The sequence below is a fragment of the Streptomyces sp. NPDC045678 genome, from assembly GCF_056432085.1.
On sequence record NZ_JBWKJS010000001.1, the window covers coordinates 1,418,097 to 1,436,363 of the forward strand.

Genomic DNA, 18,267 nt, shown 5'->3' on the forward strand with positions numbered 1-18,267 from the left:
GGGATCCGCTCACCTCAACACTCGTACCGCGTCGTGTGCTTGAACGACGACGCCGCGCCGTCGAACCCGTACGTCCCCCGGTACGCCGGAGGATTCTGGTACTCGCCCACGATCGTGATCGTGTTCGCGCACGACCCCTGCCCGGCGCGCTTCGCGTCGAGCCGCATCGTCTCGCCGATCGAGCCGCCCGTGATGTCCCACGGCGCGCCGCAGATGCCGGACGTGATCTGCCCGCCCGTCACCACGTGCGGATAGGTGTTGGGGTTGTACTTGACCTCGATGGCGAACGTGACCGCGCCCGCGTGGAGCGTCAGCCTGCACTCCGCCGACAGGGCCTCGGCCGACACCTCGGCCATCGGTGCGGCGAACGCCTCGTCGCGCGTCTTGACCTCGGCGCCCTGCGGATTGTGGAAGCGGTGCTCCGACGTCCGCGACGGGCCGCCCTTCTGCCTACGTGCCTGAGTGGTCATGGAAAACCCTCCTCCCGTCCTGACCGTCAGGCCAGCAGCTCGGCGATCTCCACGCGCAGCAGCGCGCGGACGTTCTCGATGTGGTTGACGATGGTCGCGACCGACGAACCGGCGAACAGCAGACCCACCGCGACGTCGTCCTGCGACGTGACCAGCGAACCGGAGTCGCCGCCCGCGGAGATGTTCGTCGTGACGATCTGGTCCTTGAAGCGGGCCGTGCCCGCCGTGCCGTAGTTCACGTCGACCGTCGCGTCGACCGCGATGATCCGGCCGAAGCTGATGTTCGTCGTCCTGCCGGACTTCTTCACCAGGTCACCGACGGCCACGTTGGCCTTGCGCCGCCAGGCCCGCGGGGCGCCGCTGAAGTACTGCTCGCGCGTCGCGTCCTGGAAGTCGACCGCGCCGAGCGCCGCGTCCACGATGTTGTTGTGCCGCTCCAGCGGGATCTGCGGGGCGAACTGGATCGTGATGAACCGCTCCAGGGTCGCGATGCGGTCGGCGGGGTCCTGACCGCCGTCGAAGACGCCGGGCTGCACGATCGCGCTGCCCGGCTGCGCCCGGTTGGAGTCGGCGAGCACGTGGTTGTTGGACAGGATGTAGAACTTCGCCGGTGTCCCGAGACCGGCGCCGGGCGGGTCGACGGAGGCGCCGGGCAGGAAGTCGTAGACCACGCTGCCGAGCGTGCCCGCGGTCACCCGGACGTTGCCGACCGAGAAGCCCGAGGGGCACGGGCGCATCCGGCGCTTCAGGAGCTGCGGCTCGAACGCGCCGCGTCCCGCGAGCTCTTCGAGCTGCGGCTGCCCGAGGCCCGCGAGCTGCTCGCTGACGCTGCCGTCAGGACCGTACGTCACCGAGGCGCGGTCGTCGGCGCGCCGACCGCCCGCGCGGCCCTGCTGGCGCTGCGCCGCGATGTGGCCCACCGCGACGACGTCGGTCGGGGTGCCGTCGTCCATCTGGCGCGGGACGACGTCCCGCTCCGGGAGCATGGACTCCGGGACCTTCTGGGTGACGAACACGACGACGGCGGGCTCGCCCGTGGGCTCCCCGTCGGTCCACTTCACACCGTGGCCGAAGCCGACCACGTTGGCGAGCGGCTGCTGGGGCCGCAGGAAGTCGGACATCGCCTGCTGGCGGGAGCTGTCGCTCAGCTGACCGCCGGTCGGTCCTCGCATCAGTTCGGGCTGGCTCACCACGCCAGACCACCTCTTCCCCTTCGAAGGGTGGGAGTTCCGGTCCGCCGGGCGCCGCTCTCGCTACGCCCCGCCGTTCTGGGCGTCGACCTCGCCGATGGCGAGTACGCGTACGGGGACGCCTTCGAGCGTGTCCGGAACCACGTCTGCGTCACGGAGCCGGTCACGGGGCACCAGATGGGTGACAAAGACGACGATCACGTCCTGACTCGAGTGTTCGTCCCTGCCGGTGCCGACTCCGGTGACATTGGCCAGCCTCATCAGCCGGCCCTCATGGAGGCTGCGTGCCTGATGTGCGTCCACTCGGCTCGCCTCCCCGTGCGGGTGGTGCAGCACTGCACGTAGGTGATGTCTATTGCGGTGTGCATCGCGGGTCAAGGTGTTCTGCGGTGATTCTTGGCTTTACGTATGATCCGCGCCCGTTGACCTTGTTTACGGAACCTCGTCACGTACGCCCTCCACGCGCCTTCCGCGCGCCTCTCGTACGCCTCACGTACGCAGGTGCGAGGCGCCGTTGAGGTCGAGCACCGCGCCCGACGCCCACTCGGCGACCGGGGACGCCAGCCACAGCACGGCCGCCGCGATCTCCTCCGCCGTGCCCGCACGCCCGAACGGGCTCTGCGCGCGGATCGCCTCGCCCTCCGCCCCGCTCAGCCGGTGCGCCACCCGCTCCGTCCCGAAGAACCCGGGCGCCACCGACGCCACCGCGATCCCGTGCGGCGCGAGGGAGACGGCGAGGGACTGGCCGAGCGCGTGGACCGCGGCCTTCGTCGCGCCGTACGCCGGGTGATCCGGCTCGCCGCGGAACGCCCCGCGCGAGCCGATGTTCACGATCCGGCCGCCCGTGCCCTGGTCGATCATGCGGCGGGCGGCGAGGTGGCTGAGGTTCGCCGTGGCGAGCAGGTTCACAAAGACGTGCCGCTGCCACAGGGCCGCCCACTCCTCGTACGGCGTGTCGGCGAGGGGGTGCGGGAGGTTCACGGCGGCGTTGTTGACCAGGACGTCGATGCCGCCGAGCGCCCCGGCCGCACGTTCCGCGATGTCCGCCGCGCCCGCCGGATCCGACAGATCGCCGCCCACCAGCACGTGCCCCTCGCCCTCCAGCGAGTCGAGCGTCGCCCGCGCGTCGTCCTCGCGCGAGCCGTAGTGCACCGCGACCCGGTCGCCGTTCCCGGCGAAGGCGCGGGCGACGGCACGGCCGAGGCCCCGGGAGGCGCCGCTGACCAGGACGCGACGGCCGGTGTCTGACAGGTGCGCGGGCAGGTTCACGGAAGGGGGCCCTTCGACGTCGGACGGTGTTCAACCGCTGTTTATACGCGAGCGGGACGGTGACGCCGACAGCAGCCCGGTCGTACGCAGTCACCTTCGCGCCCCAGGAGAAACGATGTCGCTCACCCGCAGGGATTTCGCCAGACGCTCCGCGATCACCGGTGCGGGGGTCGCCCTGGCCGGCAGCGTCGGCGCACTCGCCACGGCCCCCGGAGCCCTCGCCGCGACGGAGACCGAGGAGGTCGACGGCGCCCCGGACAGTGCGGACGCCGCACGCCACGGCCACCACGGCCCCGGCTACGGCCCCCTGCTCCCCGACCCCGAGGGCCTCCTCGCCCTGCCCGCCGGATTCTCGTACCGCGTCCTCACGCACAGCGGGAAGACCAAGCTGGAGAGCGGCGAGTTCACGCCCTCCAACCACGACGGCACCGCCACCTTCCGCGGCCCGCGCGGCACCACGCTCCTCGTCAACAACCACGAGCTGGGCGGCCCCCGCCGCAAGTGGAAGCACCCCGTACCGCTCGCCGACGGCCTCGTCTACGACCCCGCGGCGGCCGGCGGCTGCACCGTCGTCGAGGTACGCCCCGACGGGCGCGTCGCCGAGTGGGTCGGCATAGCCGGCACCGCCACCAACTGCGCGGGCGGCAGCACCCCGTGGGGCACCTGGCTCACCTGCGAGGAGACCGAGGACCGGGCGGGCCGGAACGGCATGACCAAGGACCACGGCTACGTCTTCGAGGTCGACCCCCTGGACAGGCGCGCCAACCGCGCTCCCAAGCCCATCAAAGCGCTGGGCCGCTACGCCCACGAGGCCGTCGTCGTCGACCCCAAGCGCGGCCACCTCTACCTCACCGAGGACGCCTCGGGGCCGAACGGCCTCCTCTACCGCTGGACCCCGCCGCACGGCTTCGCGCACGGCCGCGGCAAACTGCGCACCCTCGCCGACGACGCGGGCGTCCTGAAGGCCCCCAAGTGCTACGACTCCGGCGGCCGCTTCGTCGACGACCTGTCCCGCGCCACGAAGATCGGCACGGTCTACGGCGTGGACTGGGTCGAGGTCCCCGACCGCGACGCGCGGACCGTGCCCGTGCGCGAGCAGTTCGATGACGGCGACATCACACGCGCCCGCAAGCTCGAAGGCATGTGGTGGGGCGACGGCGGCGTCTACGTCGTCGCGTCCTTCGCCCGCGGCGAGAGCCCCGTCCCGCACGACGGGCAGGTGTGGTTCTACCACCCGGGCCGCCGCACCCTCACCCTGAAGGTGCTCCTCGGCGTGAACCGGGACCCCGGCAAGGACGACGCCTTCGACGGCCCCGACAACATCACCGTCTCGCCCTACGGCGGCCTCGTCATCGCCGAGGACGGCGACGGCGTCCAGCACCTCTTCGGCGCGACGGAGAGCGGCCGCACGTACCCGATCGCCCGCAACGAACTCAACGCGGGCACGGCGGAGAAGCCGGAGTACAGCGAGTTCACCGGAGTCACGTTCTCCCCCGACGGCCGGACGCTCTACGCCAACATCCAGACGCCCGGCATCATGCTCGCGATCACCGGCCCGTGGAAGCGGCAGCGGCACTGACCGGTGATGGGGGGTTCGGGCGGACGCGGCGGGGCCGTCATGGCGCGTTGACCGCCCGCAGGGACGACGTACCGATCCTGGCGTACCAGCCGTTCCCGTCGGCGGCGAGCCAGGTGACGGCCTCGTCCACGGGCCACTCCTTCAGCGTCCTTCCCGTACGCAGACTCAGCGCCCGGCACACCTGCCCCGCCGTGACGTAGGCCGTGCCGCCCCCGATGGCGGGCGGGCAGGCGGCGACGGCGTCGAACGACGTCCGCCACAACGGCCGCCCGCCGTCGGTGAGATCGAGCGCCTGCAAGGTCCTGGCGTCCAGCCAGTTCAGCAGGACCCCGTCCCGGGCGACGGGCCCTCGTCTGCCGCCGCCGGGCAGCGGCGGCCACCCGGTGTCGAGTCCGGCGGTCGGGTGGCTCCACAGCCGCTTGCCGCTCCCGGGGTCGAACCCGACCAGGTCCTCCCCGGCGGCGAGCACCAGACCGGTGCCGGCCGCGTGCCCGAGCGCCGTGGCGCCGTTCCCCGCGGTCAGCCGCAGCGGCTCCTTGCGCAGCGGGTCACCCGTGCGGACGTCGATGAGGTGCAGTTCGTCGGCTTCGCTCAGCACGGCGAAGCGGTCGCCGTCGCCGTTGCTGTTGCTCGGCGCGGGCAGGGTGACCGGGGCTGTGCGCGCCCGGCCGTCCTTGCCGAGCCCCTCGTACGTCCACGGCTCGCGGCCCGTGACCGCGTCGAGGCAGACCACGCGCGGGTCCAGCGCGTCGGTGTCCGGCACGAGGAGCAGCCTGCCGCCCGAGACCGCGGGCGCCCGCCAGTCCCGCGTGTCCTCCTTGGCCCGCGTGCGGGGCGAACCTCCCGAGGGCAGCGTGCGGGTGTGCAGCACGCGGTCGTCGGATGACCCGCCGCCGGTGTCCAGCGTGAGCAGCCGCCCGGCCGCGACGGCGAACCACTTCACGGTGCCGGGCCACGGCCGCTCCGGCGGCCAGGGGTCGCCGGACGCCAACGCGTAGGCGGTGTCCATCAGTTCGGGTGCGATCAGCAGGCCGCTCTCCACACCCCAGAGCGGTTCGCGGGCGACCGTCACGGGAGCCTTTCCGTGCTGCCAGCGGCTGGTGCCCTCCCCGGCTTCGACGGCGCGGACCACGCCCTGCGAGGCGGCGAACTCCGTGCTCGCCCCGTGCACCAGCACCGTGTCCCCGGCGAGCAGAGCGGTCAGGACGCCGCCCCCGCCGCCCTCCGCGCCGGTCAGCTCCCAGCGCTGCCGGCCCGGCCGCTTCGACCCTTTCCGCAGCACGGGGCCGTCCTGCTCCGAGTCCACGGCCGGAGACCCGGGCGCGCGGGCGACGGCCCACACGGCGAGTCCGGCGAGCCCGGCGCCGCCGGTGGCGAGGAGGGCGCGGCGCGTGAGGGGGCGCGGGCGTGCGGTGCCGGGGGCGGCGGGTGTCGCCGGAGCCGGGGCGGAGGGGGAGGTGAGGGAGTCGAGCGCGGGCCGTGTGCGGACGCCGGCGGTCGCTCCGCCCCCTTGCCCCGCACCCGCGATCACCGACCTCAGCGGCTCCTCCCGCCACCACAGCGGCGCGTCCGGAGCCGAGGTCAGGGCCAGCACCCTCGCCACAGGGGGGCGTTGCCGAGGGTCCTTGTGCAGGCAGTCGGCGACGAGCGCGCGCAGGCCCGCCGCCTCCGGGACGTCGGCGAGGTGGGGCTCCTCGTGCGTGGCGCGGTAGAGCAGCACGGCGACGGGCGCTGCCCCGAAGGGCTGCTCGCCGGTCGCGGCGAAGGCGAGGACCGCGCCGAGGGCGAACACGTCGGCGGGGGGCCCGACGGCGCCGTCGCCGACGATCTGCTCCGGGGCCATGAACCCGGGCGTGCCGATCATCGCTCCCGCCTCGGTGAGCCCGGGGTCCCCGGTGGCGCGCGCGATGCCGAAGTCGATGACGCGCGGGCCGTCGGCGGTCAGCAGCACGTTGGACGGCTTGAGGTCGCGGTGCACGATGCCCGCGGCGTGGATGCTCGTCAGGGCCTCGGCGAGACACGCCCCGAGCGACCGTACGGCGGCGGCGCCCAGCGGTCCGCCCGCCGCCACGGCGTGGCGCAGGGTGACACCCGGCAGGAACGCCGTCGCGAGCCAGGGCACGGGGGAGTCGGGGTCCGCGTCGAGCACGGCGGCGGTGTGCGCCCCTGTGACAGCACGCGCGGCGGTCGCCTCGCGCCGAAAACGCTCACGGTAACGCGGGTCGGCGGCGAGGTGCTCGTGAACGGTCTTGACGGCAACGAGCCGCCCACCCGGACTGCGCCCCAGATAAACCCGCCCCATACCCCCCGAACCAAGCCGCCGCAGCACACGGTGCCCGCCGAGGCGACGGGGGTCGCCGGGGAGCAGGGGGGTGCCGGGGCGGAGGGGGTCGTCGGGGAGCAGGGGAGTACCGAGGCGGTGGGGGTCACCGGGAGACGGGGGAGCGTCGGGTCGACGGGGGTTGTCGGGAGGCTGGGGGGTGCCGGAGTGACGGGGGTCGTCGGGAGGCTGGGGGCTGCTGGCGTGACGGGGGTCGCCAGGAGGCAGGGGGGTGCCGGGCGGGAAGGGGTCCCGGGAGGCCCCGGGCGTCTCGGTCACGGGGCCACGTCACGGGGACGCGAAATCTCTTCGCTCCACTCACCGTGGGCGGCAGGGGCTCCCGGTCCGCCTCCGGTTGCCCCGACGCCGACGCCGAAGCCGACGCCGGCTTCGACTTCCGTCCCCGCATGGGCTTCGGCACCGGCACCGGCTTCGGTTCCGGCCCTGGCACGGGTTCCGGCCCCGTCCCCACCCCCGGCCTCGGTCAGGGCTCCGGCCCCAGCCCTGGCCCCAGCCAGGGCATTGGCGCGGGCTGCGGCCCCGGCCCCGGCGCCGAAGGTGACCTGAGGGACGGGTGTGTGTGGGGGCTTCGGTGGGAGCAGGGGGTCGTGGTCGCAGCCGTGCAGGTGGCCGGGATCGGGGGTGTGCGTGGTGGGGCGTTCTGGGGTGGGGGGCGTCATGGCCGGGGCCTCGGGCCGCGCAGTGTGTGCAGCGTGCGGCCCGCGCAGACGTGGAACAGGCCGTCGCGCGCCGCCGCCAGGTTCATGCCGGACGCGGAGGCGACGGGCGCCGCCCACACCGAGTCGCCCGTCCGCGCGTCCAGCGCGTACACCCCCCACGACCCCGCCGCCCCGCCCGGCTCCGGACCGGAGACCAGCACCAGGCCGCCCGAAGCCGGTGGCGGCGCGCCGTCCTCGATCCAGCGGAACCCGGGCCGCGACCAGCGTGTCCTGCCCGTACGGGCATCCAGCGCCCCGACGCCGTCCGCCAAGGACGCGGACACCACGCCGCCCGTGGCCCGCGCCGCGACCGCCGCCACCGTGCCCGCGGGCCGGTCCCACACCGTGCGGCGGGACGCCAGGTCGACCGCCTCGATCCGTTCCTCCGACGCGAAGAAGCCGACGCCCTCGGCGCCCGGGTGGGCCTGGGGCCGGCGCGCACCGTTCTCGACCACCCGCTCCACGGCGCCGTCGGACGCCTTCAGCACGACCAGTGGATCGTCTCCCGCGTACCGGTCCGTACCAGGGGCGCCCGACGTCTCGGACGCGGCGGCCACGGCGACGCGGCCACCCGCGCCGTCCACACCGATCACACCCGCCGCGCGCCCCTCGTGGAACCAGAGCTCACGCCCCGTACGCGCGTCGAAGCCGTACGCGCGCCAGGGCCGGTCCCACGTGCTGCGCCGCTCCCACCGCGTGCCGTACGGCGTGGAGGTGAACAGGCAGGCCACATCGCCCGACACGGTGAACAGGCCGTCGCCGCCCTCCAGTTCACTGGCCGGCGCGTCAAGGGGCCGGGGCGGGCGGTGTCTGTTGCGGGACAGGACGCCCGAGGTCCACGCCTCCCGGCCGCCCGCCACGCGCAGGGCGATCAGCTCGGGATCCGACAGGCCCTCCCGCAGTACGTAGACGAGGCCGCCGTGCGTGTCGACGCTCCGCAGGTTCTCCTGCGGATAGGTCCAGCGGACCGTGTTCGTCTCCGCGTCGAGGCGGGTCAGGCCCTTGTCGTCGAGTACGTAGAGGTCCTTGCCGTCGCGCAACAGGGCGCCGCCGTACTCGACTTCGCCGATGTCCCGGGTCCAGACCACCTCACCGGCCGGCGGCCTGGTCTCCTCGCGCCGCCCCGCGCCGGACGAGCCGCCGTCGCCGCCGCCCTCGTTGAGGACGACGGCCGCCGTGGTGCTCCCCACGGCCGCGAGCACCGCACCGCCCCATCCGAAGAGCCGACGCCGGGAGGTCCGGCGCGGAGGCGGCGCCTCCACCACGCCCCCATCCGTGCCGTCGTCCTTCAGCCCCTTCTCCGCACCCTTCTCGGCCCGGTAATCCTGTTTCTCCTCCGCCTCCACCCCCGCGCTCAACAGCGCCGCCACGTCTGCCTCCTGGCGGCGGATCAGGTCGGCCACCGGGTTCCGTTCCCACCACGGCTCGTCCGCCGCGCGCTCGGCGCACCAGGACAGCGCCTCGGCGACCGTGGGGCGGGCCGCCGGGTCCCCGGCCAGGCAGCGGGCGAGGAAGTCCCGCCACTCCGGGGTCGGCACGCCCACGAGGTCGGGCTCCTCGTGCAGCGTGCGGCGGAGGACCTCGGGGGCGCTGCCCGAGCCGAAGGGGCCGCGCCCCGTCGCCGCCACCACGAGGACCGCGCCGAGCGCGAACACGTCGGTGGCGGGCCCGGGGCGGCCGCCCCGCGTCAGCTGTTCGGGGGCGATGAAGCCGGGGGAGCCGATGGCCTCGCCCTCGGCCGTGAGGCTCTCGTCGGCGGCGCTCTTGGCGATGCCGAAGTCGATGATCCTCGGGCCGTCGCGCGTGACGACGACATTGGACGGCTTCACGTCGCGGTGCACGATCCCCGCGGCATGCACCGCCGCGAGGGCCTCGGCGAGCGCGGCACCCAGCGCGGCGAGCTCGCCGGGACCGAGCGGACCGTGCGCGGCCGCCGCCTCGGACAGGCCGGGGCCGGCACAGAACTCGACGGCCAGCCAGGGCTGTTCGGCGTCCGGGTCCGCGTCGAGCACGGCGGCGGTGTACGGACCGGTGACCGCACGCACGGCGGCCGTCTCACGGCGGAAGCGCTCCCGGAACTCCGGCTCCACGGCGAGGTGCGCGTGGACCGTCTTGACGGCGACCGGCCGCCCGGACGCGGACCGCGCGAGGTGGACGCGGCCCATGCCGCCCTCGCCGAGCAGCGCGACGATCCTGTACCCGCCGACCTCCACGGACGCTCCCTCCGTTGCCCCCGACGGTCTGTGCGACGCCTGTGGGCATCGTACGGTTGCGCCCGCCGTGAGATCGGAGGAGCGGGAGAGGGCGGCGGGGGACAGCGGAGGCGGGGGAAAAACCTTTGGCGTTTTGCCAGTGGGCCCTCCTAAAGTGATGCACGTCCAGGTGCGAAGGCAGGACCTACTTCCACTCCTAATGGGGAGGCCGCGGGTTCGATTCCCGCCGCCGGCACTCACGCGCCGGTGTAGCTCAGTGGCAGAGCACCATCGTCGGTTCCGCCGAAATGAACTCTGGACACCACAACTTCATGGTTTTCCTGCACCTCCCGGTGCGCCGGCAGCGGCTCCTTCCTTTCCAGAATCACGCCGCCGCCACCTTGATCTCGGGAGGCAGCAGCTGGTGTGTGCCCGGTGCGCAGGCAACGGTTACTTCCTGGATCGGACGGCTGCGGGTTCGAGTCCCGTCATCGACTTCGGGTCGGTGTAGCTCAATTGGGTAGAGCATCTGGCATAAGTCCGTCGCCGACTTCGAACTCGGGCACACTCCTGCCGCCTGTCTCCCCCTCACTTCCGCACTCCTTGCGCGTAACGAAAGACGCAACGAATTCGGGGGAATTCTCATGGCGCGTTTCAACACCAAGTCCGTCAAGGCGCGGGTCACTTCCGCGGTGAAGTCGACCGGCCGCACCACCCGTACGCACGAGGGCGGCCGCGGATATCTGCGTGACGCCCGGTCCGAGCTCTTCCTGCTCTCCGTCGCGAACTTCGTCTCCCAGCAGACCTTCTACGAGACCGGCGACCGCCGGGACGACCGGTTCGCCGGACTCGTGCGGCGCCTCGCCGTCGAGGACCCGGAGTGGACCGCGGGCCTGCTCGGCTGGCTGCGCGGCGACGGCAACATGCGCACGGCCTCGATCGTCGGCGCCGCCGAGTACGTCAAGGCGCGCCTCGCCGCCGGTGCCACCGGCGTCCCCACGAGCCGCCAGGTCGTCGCGTCCGTGCTGCGCCGCCCCGACGAGCCCGGCGAGTTCCTCGGCTACTGGACGTCGACGTACGGCCGGGCGATCCCGAAGCCCGTCAAGCGCGGCATCGCCGACGCCGTACGCCGCCTCTACACCGAGAAGTCCCTGCTCAAGTACGACACGGCGGGCAAGGGCTACCGCTTCGGCGACATCCTCAACCTCGTGCACGCGTCGCCGGACCCGGCCAAGCCGTGGCAGGGCGACCTGTTCCGGTACGCGCTCGACCGTCGCCACCACCCGGAGACCGCGGTGCCGCCCGAGGGCGCGCGCGTCCTCACCGCGCACCGCGACCTGATGGCGCTGCCCGTCGGGGAGCGTCGCGCGGTGGTCACCGGCGAGGGCGGCGCCGAGCGGCTCGCCGCCGCGGGCATCACCTGGGAGGCGCTCGCCGGCTGGCTGCAGGGGCCCATGGACAAGGCGGCCTGGGAGGCCGTGATCCCGTCGATGGGCGCCATGGCGCTCGTCCGCAACCTGCGGAACTTCGACGAGGCGGGCGTGTCGGACGAGGTGGCGGCGACCGTCGCCGCGCGGCTCGCCGACCCGGCAGCCGTCGCGAAGTCGCGGCAGTTCCCCTTCCGCTACCTCGCCGCGTACCAGCACGCGCCGTCGCTGCGCTGGTCGTACCCGCTGGAGCAGGCGCTCGGCCACTCGCTCGCGAACGTACCGTCGCTGCCGGGCCGGACGCTGATCCTGGTCGACCGCTCGGGCTCGATGTGGTCGCCGCTGTCGGACCGCTCGCAGCTCAACCGGGCCGACGCGGCCGCGATCTTCGGCACGGCGCTCGCACTGCGGGCCGCCGACGCGGACCTGGTCCAGTTCGGCACCGGCAGCCGGCCGGTGACGTACGGCGCGGGGGAGTCCGTCCTGAAGATCCTCGACCGTTTCGGTGACCTCGGAGGCACGAACACCACCGAGGCGGTGCGCCGCTCCTACAAGAAGCACGACCGGGTGCTGATCGTCACCGACGAGCAGGCGACGTACCACTACCAGGGCGACCCGACCGAGCAGGTCCCGGCGGACGTCCCCGTCTACACCTGGAACCTCGCGGGGTACCGCGCGGGCCACGGCGCGTCGGGCGAGGGCAACCGGCACGTCTTCGGCGGCCTCTCGGACGCGGCGTTCCGGATGGTGCAGCTGCTCGAGGCGGGGGAGAGCGCCGACTGGCCGTGGACCGTCGGCTGAGTCCCCCGTTCGGGTCGTATCCGCACCGTCGTCGAGGACGCACACACCGTGACTTGTGTGTCTGTTCCATACCGATGTGAGGGCAGTGTCAGTACAGAGCATGGTGCCGCGGGCTCCCGAAGGCCCATACTGCGAATATGACGAGGCCCCCCGGCTCGCGCCGACACCTGCCGAACAGTCCCTTCAACGTGCCTGCCCCGCCCGCTCCACCCGTGGAGCACTTCGAGGTGGGTGACAGGGTCTCCCACGACCAGTACGGCCTGGGGAGGATCGTGGGCGTCGAGGGAGAGGACGCGGTCGTCATCGACTTCGCGGGCCGCCAGGGGCGGTTCCTGAGTCCTTATCCGAAGCTGGCCAAGCTCTGACGCCGACGCTGTTGCTGCCGACGTTGTCGATGTAGATGTTGTGATCCGAACCGCTTGAGGGGCGGCGGGCCGCTGGTGCGGACCGCCGCCCCTCAGCGTGTTTCCGGACGGCGTCTCGGAGTCTCAGAGCGCCTGCGCCGCCGGCTTCACCATGCCGCGCACCGTGCGGGACTTGACGAACTGCCCCATACCGGTCATTTCCCACTCGCCGGTGAACTGCTTGATCAGCTTCGCCATCATGACGCCCGTCTGCGCCTCGGCGTTGGTGAGGTCGAAGCGGACCAGCTCTTCGCCCGACGCCGCGTCGATCAGGCGGCAGTACGCCTTCGCGACCTCCGTGAACTTCTGGCCGGAGAACGAGTTCACCGTGAAGACCAGGCCCGTGACGTCCTGCGGGAGACGGCCGAGGTCGACGACGATCACCTCGTCGTCACCGCCGCCCTCACCCGTGAGGTTGTCGCCGGAGTGCTTGATCGCGCCGTTCACGATCGACAGCTTGCCGAAGTAGCAGCTGTCGACGTGGTTGCGCTGCGGGCCGTACGCGATCACGGACGCGTCGAGGTCGATGTCCTTGCCGCGGAACGCGGGCTCCCAGCCGAGGCCCATCTTGACCTGTGAGAGCAGCGGACGGCCGCCCTTGACCAGGGACACCGTCTGGTTCTTCTGGAGGCTGACGCGGCCCTTGTCCAGGTTGATCTTTCCGGCGCCGGGCGCGGGCGCGGCGGGGGCGGCCGGAGCGGCGGGCGCGGCCTGGCGCGGGTCGGCGACCGGCGGGGGCGGGCCCTGCACCGGCTGTCCCACCGGGGGAGCCGGCGGGGCGGGCGGAGCCACGGGCGCGGCGGCCGGGGCCGGGGCGGGCTCCTCCACCGAGACGCCGAAGTCCGTCGCGATGCCCGCGAGACCGTTGGAGTACCCCTGGCCGACCGCGCGGGCCTTCCACGCGCCGTTGCGCAGGTAGATCTCGACGATCACGAGGGCGGTCTCGGTACCGAGCTGCGGGGGCGTGAAGGTGGCGAGCACCGAGCCGTCGTCGGCGTTGCGGATCGTGGCGGTCGGTTCGATGCCCTGGAAGGTCTGGCCCGCCGCGTCGGGGCTCGCGGTCACGACGATCTTCTCGATGCCGGGCGGTACGGCGGCCGTGTCGACGGTGACCTTGTCGGGGGTCGTGCCGCCGCCCGACTGGTAGGTCACGCCGGGCCCGGAGGGCTGGTTGAAGAAGATGAAGTCGTCGTCGGAGCGCACCTTGCCGTCGGCGGTGAGCAGCAGGCCCGATACGTCGAGCCGCACCGGAGCGGCGACGTCCACCGCCACGCGGGCGGCGGTCAGCGGGATGTTCGAGCCGGGGGTCATAGCTGTCATGCCAGGGGTAACGAACGATCCCGCTTTGCCGTTCCCTTACCCGACGAAGGTTTTTCCGAGCGTCTTCCGGCCCTGCGCGCGGTGGGTCTCAGCCGCGGTTGCGCGGGTGCGCGCGGGCGGCGCGTTCGTTGCCGCGCTTGTAGTTCCCGGTCCATCGGGCCATCACCAGCTGCGGGTCGCCGCCCGCCACCTCGCCGAGGAACTCCTCGGCGCGGCCGCCGCGCAGTGTTCCCGCGGCCCGCCCGCCATGGGTGATCAGGACGGTCCCGTCGGCGCGCTCTTCGTACGTGAATCCATGAGGTCTCGGCATGGCCGGGAGCGTAGGTCCCGGCCCGCCCGCGCGGTACCGAATTACGGCACGACCACGATCTTCCGTCCCACCCCGGCGGCGAACCGGTCGAGCGCCTCCGGGTACTCCGTGAGCGGCAGCCGGTCGCTGATGAAGACGTCGGGGTCGAGGACGCCGGCCGCGAAGAGCTCCGCCGCCCGCTCGTAGCTGTGCAGGACCGCCATCGAACCGGTGATGGTGATCTCCTGGTTGTAGATGCGGTACGGGTCGATCTTCACGCGAGTGGCGTAGTCGGCGACGCCGAACTGAAGGAACGTGCCCGCCTTGGCGACCCGTTCGAGACCGTCCTGGATCGCGGCCGCGTTGCCGGTCGCGTCGATGACGACGTCCCAGCCCTGTGGACGGTCCAGCTCGTCCGCGCCGGCCGCCGACCCCGAGACGCCGAGGCGCTGCGCGGTCGCGAGCCGGTCCGCGTTCAGGTCCACCACGTCCACGCTCGCCGCGCCGGTGCGCTTGGCGAGCTCCAGCATCATCAGGCCCATCGTCCCGGAGCCGTAGATCAGGACGTGTGCGCCGAGCCGGGCGCGCAGCACGTCGTAGCCGCGCACCGCGCAGGACAGCGGCTCGATCAGAGCGGCGTCCTGGGTGCGGACGTGGTCGGGAAGCCGTACGCAGTTGGCGGCGGGCGCGAGCGCGTACCGGGCGGCGCCGCCCGCGGTGGTCACGCCGATCGCGGCCCACCGTTCACAGAGGTTGCCCCGGCCGTCCCGGCAGTAGCGGCACTCGTGGCAGTGCAGGGAGGGGTCCACGGCGACCCGGTCGCCGACGGCGAGCGTCCGGACGTCGCTGCCGAGCGCGACGACCTCCCCGGCGAACTCGTGGCCCGGCACGACCGGCAGGGTCGGCGCGAACTCCCCCTGGAGGATGTGCAGATCGGTTCCGCACAGGCCGCACGCGGCGACCTCGACGACGACGTCACGGGGGCCGGGCGTCGGGTCCGGCACTTCCCCGACGACGGCCTTGCCGACGGACTCGATGATGGCGGCCTTCACTTGACGGCTCCCAACGACAGGCCCTGGACCAGCTTGTCCTGGGCGGCGAACCCCGCGGCGAGCACCGGCAGGGAGATCACGAGCGACGCGGCGCACACCTTCGCCAGGAACAGGCCCTGGCTGGTGATGAAGCCGGTCAGGAAGACGGGCGCGGTCTGGGCGACGACGCCCGTCAGGACCCGCGCGAAGAGCAGCTCGTTCCAGCTGAAGATGAAGCAGATCAGGGAGGTCGCGGCGATCCCGGGGAGCGCGATGGGCGCCACCACGCGCGTGAGGATCGTGGGCAGCCGCGCCCCGTCGATCTGCGCGGCCTCGATGACGGGCTTCGGCACCTCGGCGAGGAACGACTGCATCATCCACACCGCGATCGGCAGGTTCATCGAGGTGTAGAGCAGGACGAGCAGCCAGATGTTGTCCAGCATGCCGGTGTTCTTGGCGAAGAGGTAGATCGGCAGGAGACCCGCCACGACCGGCAGCATCTTCGTCGACAGGAAGAAGAAGAGCACGTCCGTCCACTTCTTCACGGGCCTCAGGGACAGGGCGTACGCGGCCGGCAGCGCCAGGACGAGGACCAGCAGGGTCGAAGCGAGTGACGCGACCGTCGAGTTGATCAGGGACGGCCAGGGACTGGCGCCGCCGCCCGTCCCGAAGAAGTCCCGGTAGCCGTCGAGGGTGAGCGGGGCGGCGAGCGAGGGCGGGTTGGTCGCGGCGTCCTCCTCCGAGTGGAAGGAGGTCAGGACCATCCAGGCGATGGGCAGGAAGAACAGGATCCCGGCGAGCCAGGCGGTGAGCCCCAGGCCAATTCCTTTGCCACGCGAGTGCTTCATCAGCGGGACGCCTCCTCACGGAACAGGGACGAGACGACCCGCAGGGCGAAGGTCGCGATGATGATCGAGCCGATGACGACGAGCACGCCCGCCGCGGAGGCCAGACCGTTCTCGTGGGCCTGGTAGAAGCTCTGGTAGACGGTGTACGGCAGGTTCGCCGTGCCGAGGCCGCCCGAGGTGATGGTGAAGACGGCGTCGAAGTTCTGCACGATGTAGATCGAGCCGAGCAGCGCGCCCAGTTCGAGATAGCGGCGCAGGTGCGGCAGCGTCAGATGACGGAAGACCTGCCAGTTGCTCGCGCCGTCCATACGGGCCGCCTCGATCAGCTCGGAGTCACGGCTCTGCAGCCCCGCGAGCAGGATCAGCATCATGAAGGGCGTCCACTGCCACACGAGGGACGCCTCGATGGCGAGGAGCGGCGTGTTGGAGATCCAGTCGGGCTGGGTCGCGGAGTCCCCGCCGACCCAGTGCAGCAGCCCGTTGAAGAGCCCGTACTCCGGGTTGTAGAGCACGTGCTTCCACAGCAGCGCCGCGGCCACGGGGACCAGCAGGAACGGCGCGATGAGGAGCGTACGGACAATCCCGCGCCCCTTGAACCGCCGGTTCAGGAGCAGCGCCAGAGCGAGCCCGAGTACCAGGCTCGCGAGCACCACGGTGGCGGTCAGGAGGATCGTGGTCAGCACGGACTTGCGCAGGTCGGGGTCGGTCAGGACCTCGGAGTAGTTGCCGAACCCGGTGAAGCCGCGGGCGTCGGGGTAGAGGGCGTTCCAGTCGAAGAAGGAGATCACCAGGGTCGCCACGAAGGGCAGCTGGGTCACGGCGATCATGAAGATGAGCGCGGGCAGCAGGGGCGCCCTGGTGGCCCAGGCGCGCAGCCGTCCCGGTGCGCCCGGCGCTCCTGACGTCCCTGGCCTGCCGTCGTCGGGCACGCGCGTGTGCCCTGCTGCGGTGGTGCTCGCGGTGGCGGTCATCGTCCCTCGTACTCCTCGGAGATCTTCTCGGCGAGGTCCTGCGATGTCTTGAGGGCCGACTCGACGGACTGGCGTCCGGCGATGGCCGCGCTGATCTCCTGGGAGACCTTGGTGCCGAGGTCGGTGAACTCGGGGATGCCCACGAACTGGATGCCGGGCGCCGGGCGGGGCTGCACGCCGGGGTCGCGGGGCCTGGCCCCTTCGATGGCGGCGCGGGTGACGTCCTGGAAGGCGGCGGCCTCCTTGCGGTACGCGGGGTTGGCGTAGGTCGACGCGCGCTTGCCCGCGGGGACGTTGGACCAGCCGATCTTCTCGCCGACGAGCTTCTCGTACTCCTTGCCGGAGGCCCAGGAGATGAACTTCCAGGCCTTGTCCGGGTTGCGCGAGGCCTTCTGCATGCCCCAGGCCCAGGTGTAGAGCCATCCGGAGTTCTCGGTCCTGGCCACGGGGGCGGGTACGTAGCCGATCTTGCCCTTCACCGGGGACTTGGCGGACTCCAGCGATCCGGCGGCGGCCGTGGCGTCGTACCACATGGCCGTCTTGCCCTGGGTGAGGTTGTTGAGGCACTCGGCATAGCCGGACTGCGCCGCTCCGGACTCGCCGTGCTCGCGGACGAGGTCTACGTAGAAGCGGGTTGCCTTTTCGAACTCGGGGGAGTCCAGGCGGGCCTGCCAGTCCTTGTCGAACCAGGTGCCCCCGAAGGTGTTCACGACGGTCGTCAGCGGCGCCATCACCTCGCCCCAGCCGGGCAGTCCGCGCAGACAGATGCCCTTCATTCCCGGCTCCTTGCCGTCCACGCGGGCGGTGAGGTCCGCAACCTGCTGCCAGGTGGGGTGCTTCGGCATGGTCAGACCGGCCTTCTCGAAGACGTCCTTGCGGTACATCAGGAAGGACGACTCTCCGTAGAAGGGCTGTCCGTAGAGCTTGCCGTCGCTGCCGGTGAGCGACTGGCGCATGGGCGGCAGGATGTCCTTCTCGTCGTACGTCCTGTCCTCGCGCGCGTACGAACCGACCTCGTGCAGCCAGCCGTTCCTGGCGTAGATCGGTATCTCGTAGTTGCTGAGCGTCGCGACGTCGTACTGGCCCGCCTGGTTGGCGAAGTCCTGGCTGATCTTGTCGCGGACGTCGTTCTCCGGCAGGACGGTGAAGTTCACCTTGATGCCGGTCTCGTCGGTGAAGTGGGCGGCGGTGAGCTTGCGCAACTCCACCATCTGCGGGTTGTTCACCATGAGGACGTTGATGGAGTCGCCTGAACCTGCCCCGCCGGCGCCGGCCCAGCAGCCGGCGAGCAGCGGGACGAGCAGCGCCCCTGCGGCGGCCGCGGCGAGCGTGCGCGGCCTCCGTCGGCTCGGGGTTCGCATGAAAGCTCCTGGACGTAGAGGGTCGTTGAGGGGAATGGGGGGTGTTTCGGGGCGTGCGGGAGCCCGGATCGGCGTA

16 protein-coding genes are annotated in these 18,267 nt (G+C 72.3%); 3 read left to right on the forward strand and 13 right to left on the reverse strand.

What is annotated here, in order from left to right; translation table 11 throughout:
* Positions 1-14 precede the first annotated feature (14 nt).
* From AC07DO_RS06315 to AC07DO_RS06330, 4 genes are all read right to left on the reverse strand, one after another.
* Positions 15-470: a hypothetical protein gene (locus AC07DO_RS06315; RefSeq protein WP_479057425.1), complete on the reverse strand. Its 456-nt coding sequence runs from the start codon at positions 468-470 to the stop codon at positions 15-17.
* Between the two features lie 26 nt (positions 471-496).
* Complete coding sequence (locus tag AC07DO_RS06320; RefSeq protein ID WP_479057426.1) at positions 497-1,660, reverse strand: chymotrypsin family serine protease; 1,164 nt, start codon at positions 1,658-1,660, stop codon at positions 497-499.
* 63 nt (positions 1,661-1,723) lie between these two features.
* On the reverse strand, positions 1,724-1,921 hold the full coding sequence (locus tag AC07DO_RS06325; protein WP_479057427.1) for a hypothetical protein: 198 nt from the start codon (positions 1,919-1,921) through the stop codon (positions 1,724-1,726).
* A 228-nt stretch (positions 1,922-2,149) separates the two neighbouring features.
* Positions 2,150-2,929 carry an SDR family NAD(P)-dependent oxidoreductase gene (locus AC07DO_RS06330; RefSeq protein ID WP_479057428.1) on the reverse strand — a complete coding sequence of 260 codons (780 nt, stop codon included), beginning with the start codon at positions 2,927-2,929 and terminating at the stop codon, positions 2,150-2,152.
* A gap of 115 nt (positions 2,930-3,044) precedes the next feature.
* On the opposite strand from AC07DO_RS06330, the gene AC07DO_RS06335 reads away from it, so the two are divergent.
* Positions 3,045-4,508, forward strand: coding sequence for an alkaline phosphatase PhoX (locus AC07DO_RS06335; RefSeq protein ID WP_479057429.1), 1,464 nt, complete (start codon positions 3,045-3,047; stop codon positions 4,506-4,508).
* A gap of 37 nt (positions 4,509-4,545) precedes the next feature.
* Here AC07DO_RS06335 and AC07DO_RS06340 read toward each other — a convergent pair whose 3' ends face one another.
* The 3 genes from AC07DO_RS06340 to AC07DO_RS06350 form a co-directional block, all read right to left on the reverse strand.
* Positions 4,546-6,837: a protein kinase domain-containing protein gene (locus AC07DO_RS06340; RefSeq protein WP_479057430.1), complete on the reverse strand. Its 2,292-nt coding sequence runs from the start codon at positions 6,835-6,837 to the stop codon at positions 4,546-4,548.
* A 667-nt stretch (positions 6,838-7,504) separates the two neighbouring features.
* On the reverse strand, positions 7,505-9,760 hold the full coding sequence (locus AC07DO_RS06345) for a protein kinase domain-containing protein (RefSeq protein ID WP_479057431.1): 2,256 nt from the start codon (positions 9,758-9,760) through the stop codon (positions 7,505-7,507).
* Positions 9,761-9,996: 236 nt separating this feature from the next.
* Positions 9,997-10,128, reverse strand: a complete 132-nt coding sequence (locus AC07DO_RS06350) for a hypothetical protein (RefSeq protein WP_479057432.1) — start codon at positions 10,126-10,128, stop codon at positions 9,997-9,999.
* 255 nt (positions 10,129-10,383) lie between these two features.
* Between AC07DO_RS06350 and AC07DO_RS06355 the strand changes: the two genes are divergently transcribed.
* Positions 10,384-11,967, forward strand: coding sequence for a TROVE domain-containing protein (locus AC07DO_RS06355; RefSeq protein WP_479057433.1), 1,584 nt, complete (start codon positions 10,384-10,386; stop codon positions 11,965-11,967).
* Between the two features lie 137 nt (positions 11,968-12,104).
* Positions 12,105-12,332, forward strand: coding sequence for a CarD family transcriptional regulator (locus AC07DO_RS06360; RefSeq protein WP_055564387.1), 228 nt, complete (start codon positions 12,105-12,107; stop codon positions 12,330-12,332).
* 123 nt (positions 12,333-12,455) lie between these two features.
* Here AC07DO_RS06360 and AC07DO_RS06365 read toward each other — a convergent pair whose 3' ends face one another.
* From AC07DO_RS06365 to AC07DO_RS06390, 6 genes are all read right to left on the reverse strand, one after another.
* Positions 12,456-13,682 carry a TerD family protein gene (locus AC07DO_RS06365; protein WP_479057547.1) on the reverse strand — a complete coding sequence of 409 codons (1,227 nt, stop codon included), beginning with the start codon at positions 13,680-13,682 and terminating at the stop codon, positions 12,456-12,458.
* Positions 13,683-13,779: 97 nt separating this feature from the next.
* A complete protein-coding gene (locus AC07DO_RS06370) occupies positions 13,780-14,001 on the reverse strand; it encodes a hypothetical protein (protein WP_479057434.1) in 222 nt (73 codons plus the stop codon).
* A 41-nt stretch (positions 14,002-14,042) separates the two neighbouring features.
* Positions 14,043-15,032 carry a zinc-dependent alcohol dehydrogenase family protein gene (locus AC07DO_RS06375; protein WP_479057435.1) on the reverse strand — a complete coding sequence of 330 codons (990 nt, stop codon included), beginning with the start codon at positions 15,030-15,032 and terminating at the stop codon, positions 14,043-14,045.
* A complete protein-coding gene (locus tag AC07DO_RS06380; RefSeq protein WP_479057436.1) occupies positions 15,029-15,859 on the reverse strand; it encodes a carbohydrate ABC transporter permease in 831 nt (276 codons plus the stop codon). Before AC07DO_RS06380 ends, AC07DO_RS06375 begins: the two co-directional genes overlap by 4 nt.
* Positions 15,859-16,830 (reverse strand): carbohydrate ABC transporter permease, encoded by a 972-nt coding sequence (locus tag AC07DO_RS06385; protein ID WP_479057437.1) that lies wholly within the window; start codon positions 16,828-16,830, stop codon positions 15,859-15,861. Before AC07DO_RS06385 ends, AC07DO_RS06380 begins: the two co-directional genes overlap by 1 nt.
* Positions 16,827-18,191, reverse strand: a complete 1,365-nt coding sequence (locus AC07DO_RS06390) for an ABC transporter substrate-binding protein (RefSeq protein ID WP_479057438.1) — start codon at positions 18,189-18,191, stop codon at positions 16,827-16,829. Before AC07DO_RS06390 ends, AC07DO_RS06385 begins: the two co-directional genes overlap by 4 nt.
* Between the last annotated feature and the right edge of the window lie 76 nt (positions 18,192-18,267).

What these genes read in the sequence shown, in the direction of transcription:
- AC07DO_RS06315 (WP_479057425.1), bottom strand. Translation starts at nt 470, where the DNA reads ATGACCACTCAGGCACGTAGGCAGAAGGGCGGCCCGTCGCGGACGTCG.
- AC07DO_RS06325 (WP_479057427.1), bottom strand. Translation starts at nt 1,921, where the DNA reads ATGAGGCTGGCCAATGTCACCGGAGTCGGCACCGGCAGGGACGAACAC.
- AC07DO_RS06335 (WP_479057429.1), top strand. Translation starts at nt 3,045, where the DNA reads ATGTCGCTCACCCGCAGGGATTTCGCCAGACGCTCCGCGATCACCGGT.
- AC07DO_RS06355 (WP_479057433.1), top strand. Translation starts at nt 10,384, where the DNA reads ATGGCGCGTTTCAACACCAAGTCCGTCAAGGCGCGGGTCACTTCCGCG.
- AC07DO_RS06360 (WP_055564387.1), top strand. Translation starts at nt 12,105, where the DNA reads ATGACGAGGCCCCCCGGCTCGCGCCGACACCTGCCGAACAGTCCCTTC.
- AC07DO_RS06365 (WP_479057547.1), bottom strand. Translation starts at nt 13,682, where the DNA reads ATGACCCCCGGCTCGAACATCCCGCTGACCGCCGCCCGCGTGGCGGTG.
- AC07DO_RS06370 (WP_479057434.1), bottom strand. Translation starts at nt 14,001, where the DNA reads ATGCCGAGACCTCATGGATTCACGTACGAAGAGCGCGCCGACGGGACC.
- AC07DO_RS06380 (WP_479057436.1), bottom strand. Translation starts at nt 15,859, where the DNA reads ATGAAGCACTCGCGTGGCAAAGGAATTGGCCTGGGGCTCACCGCCTGG.
- AC07DO_RS06385 (WP_479057437.1), bottom strand. Translation starts at nt 16,830, where the DNA reads ATGACCGCCACCGCGAGCACCACCGCAGCAGGGCACACGCGCGTGCCC.
- AC07DO_RS06390 (WP_479057438.1), bottom strand. Translation starts at nt 18,191, where the DNA reads ATGCGAACCCCGAGCCGACGGAGGCCGCGCACGCTCGCCGCGGCCGCC.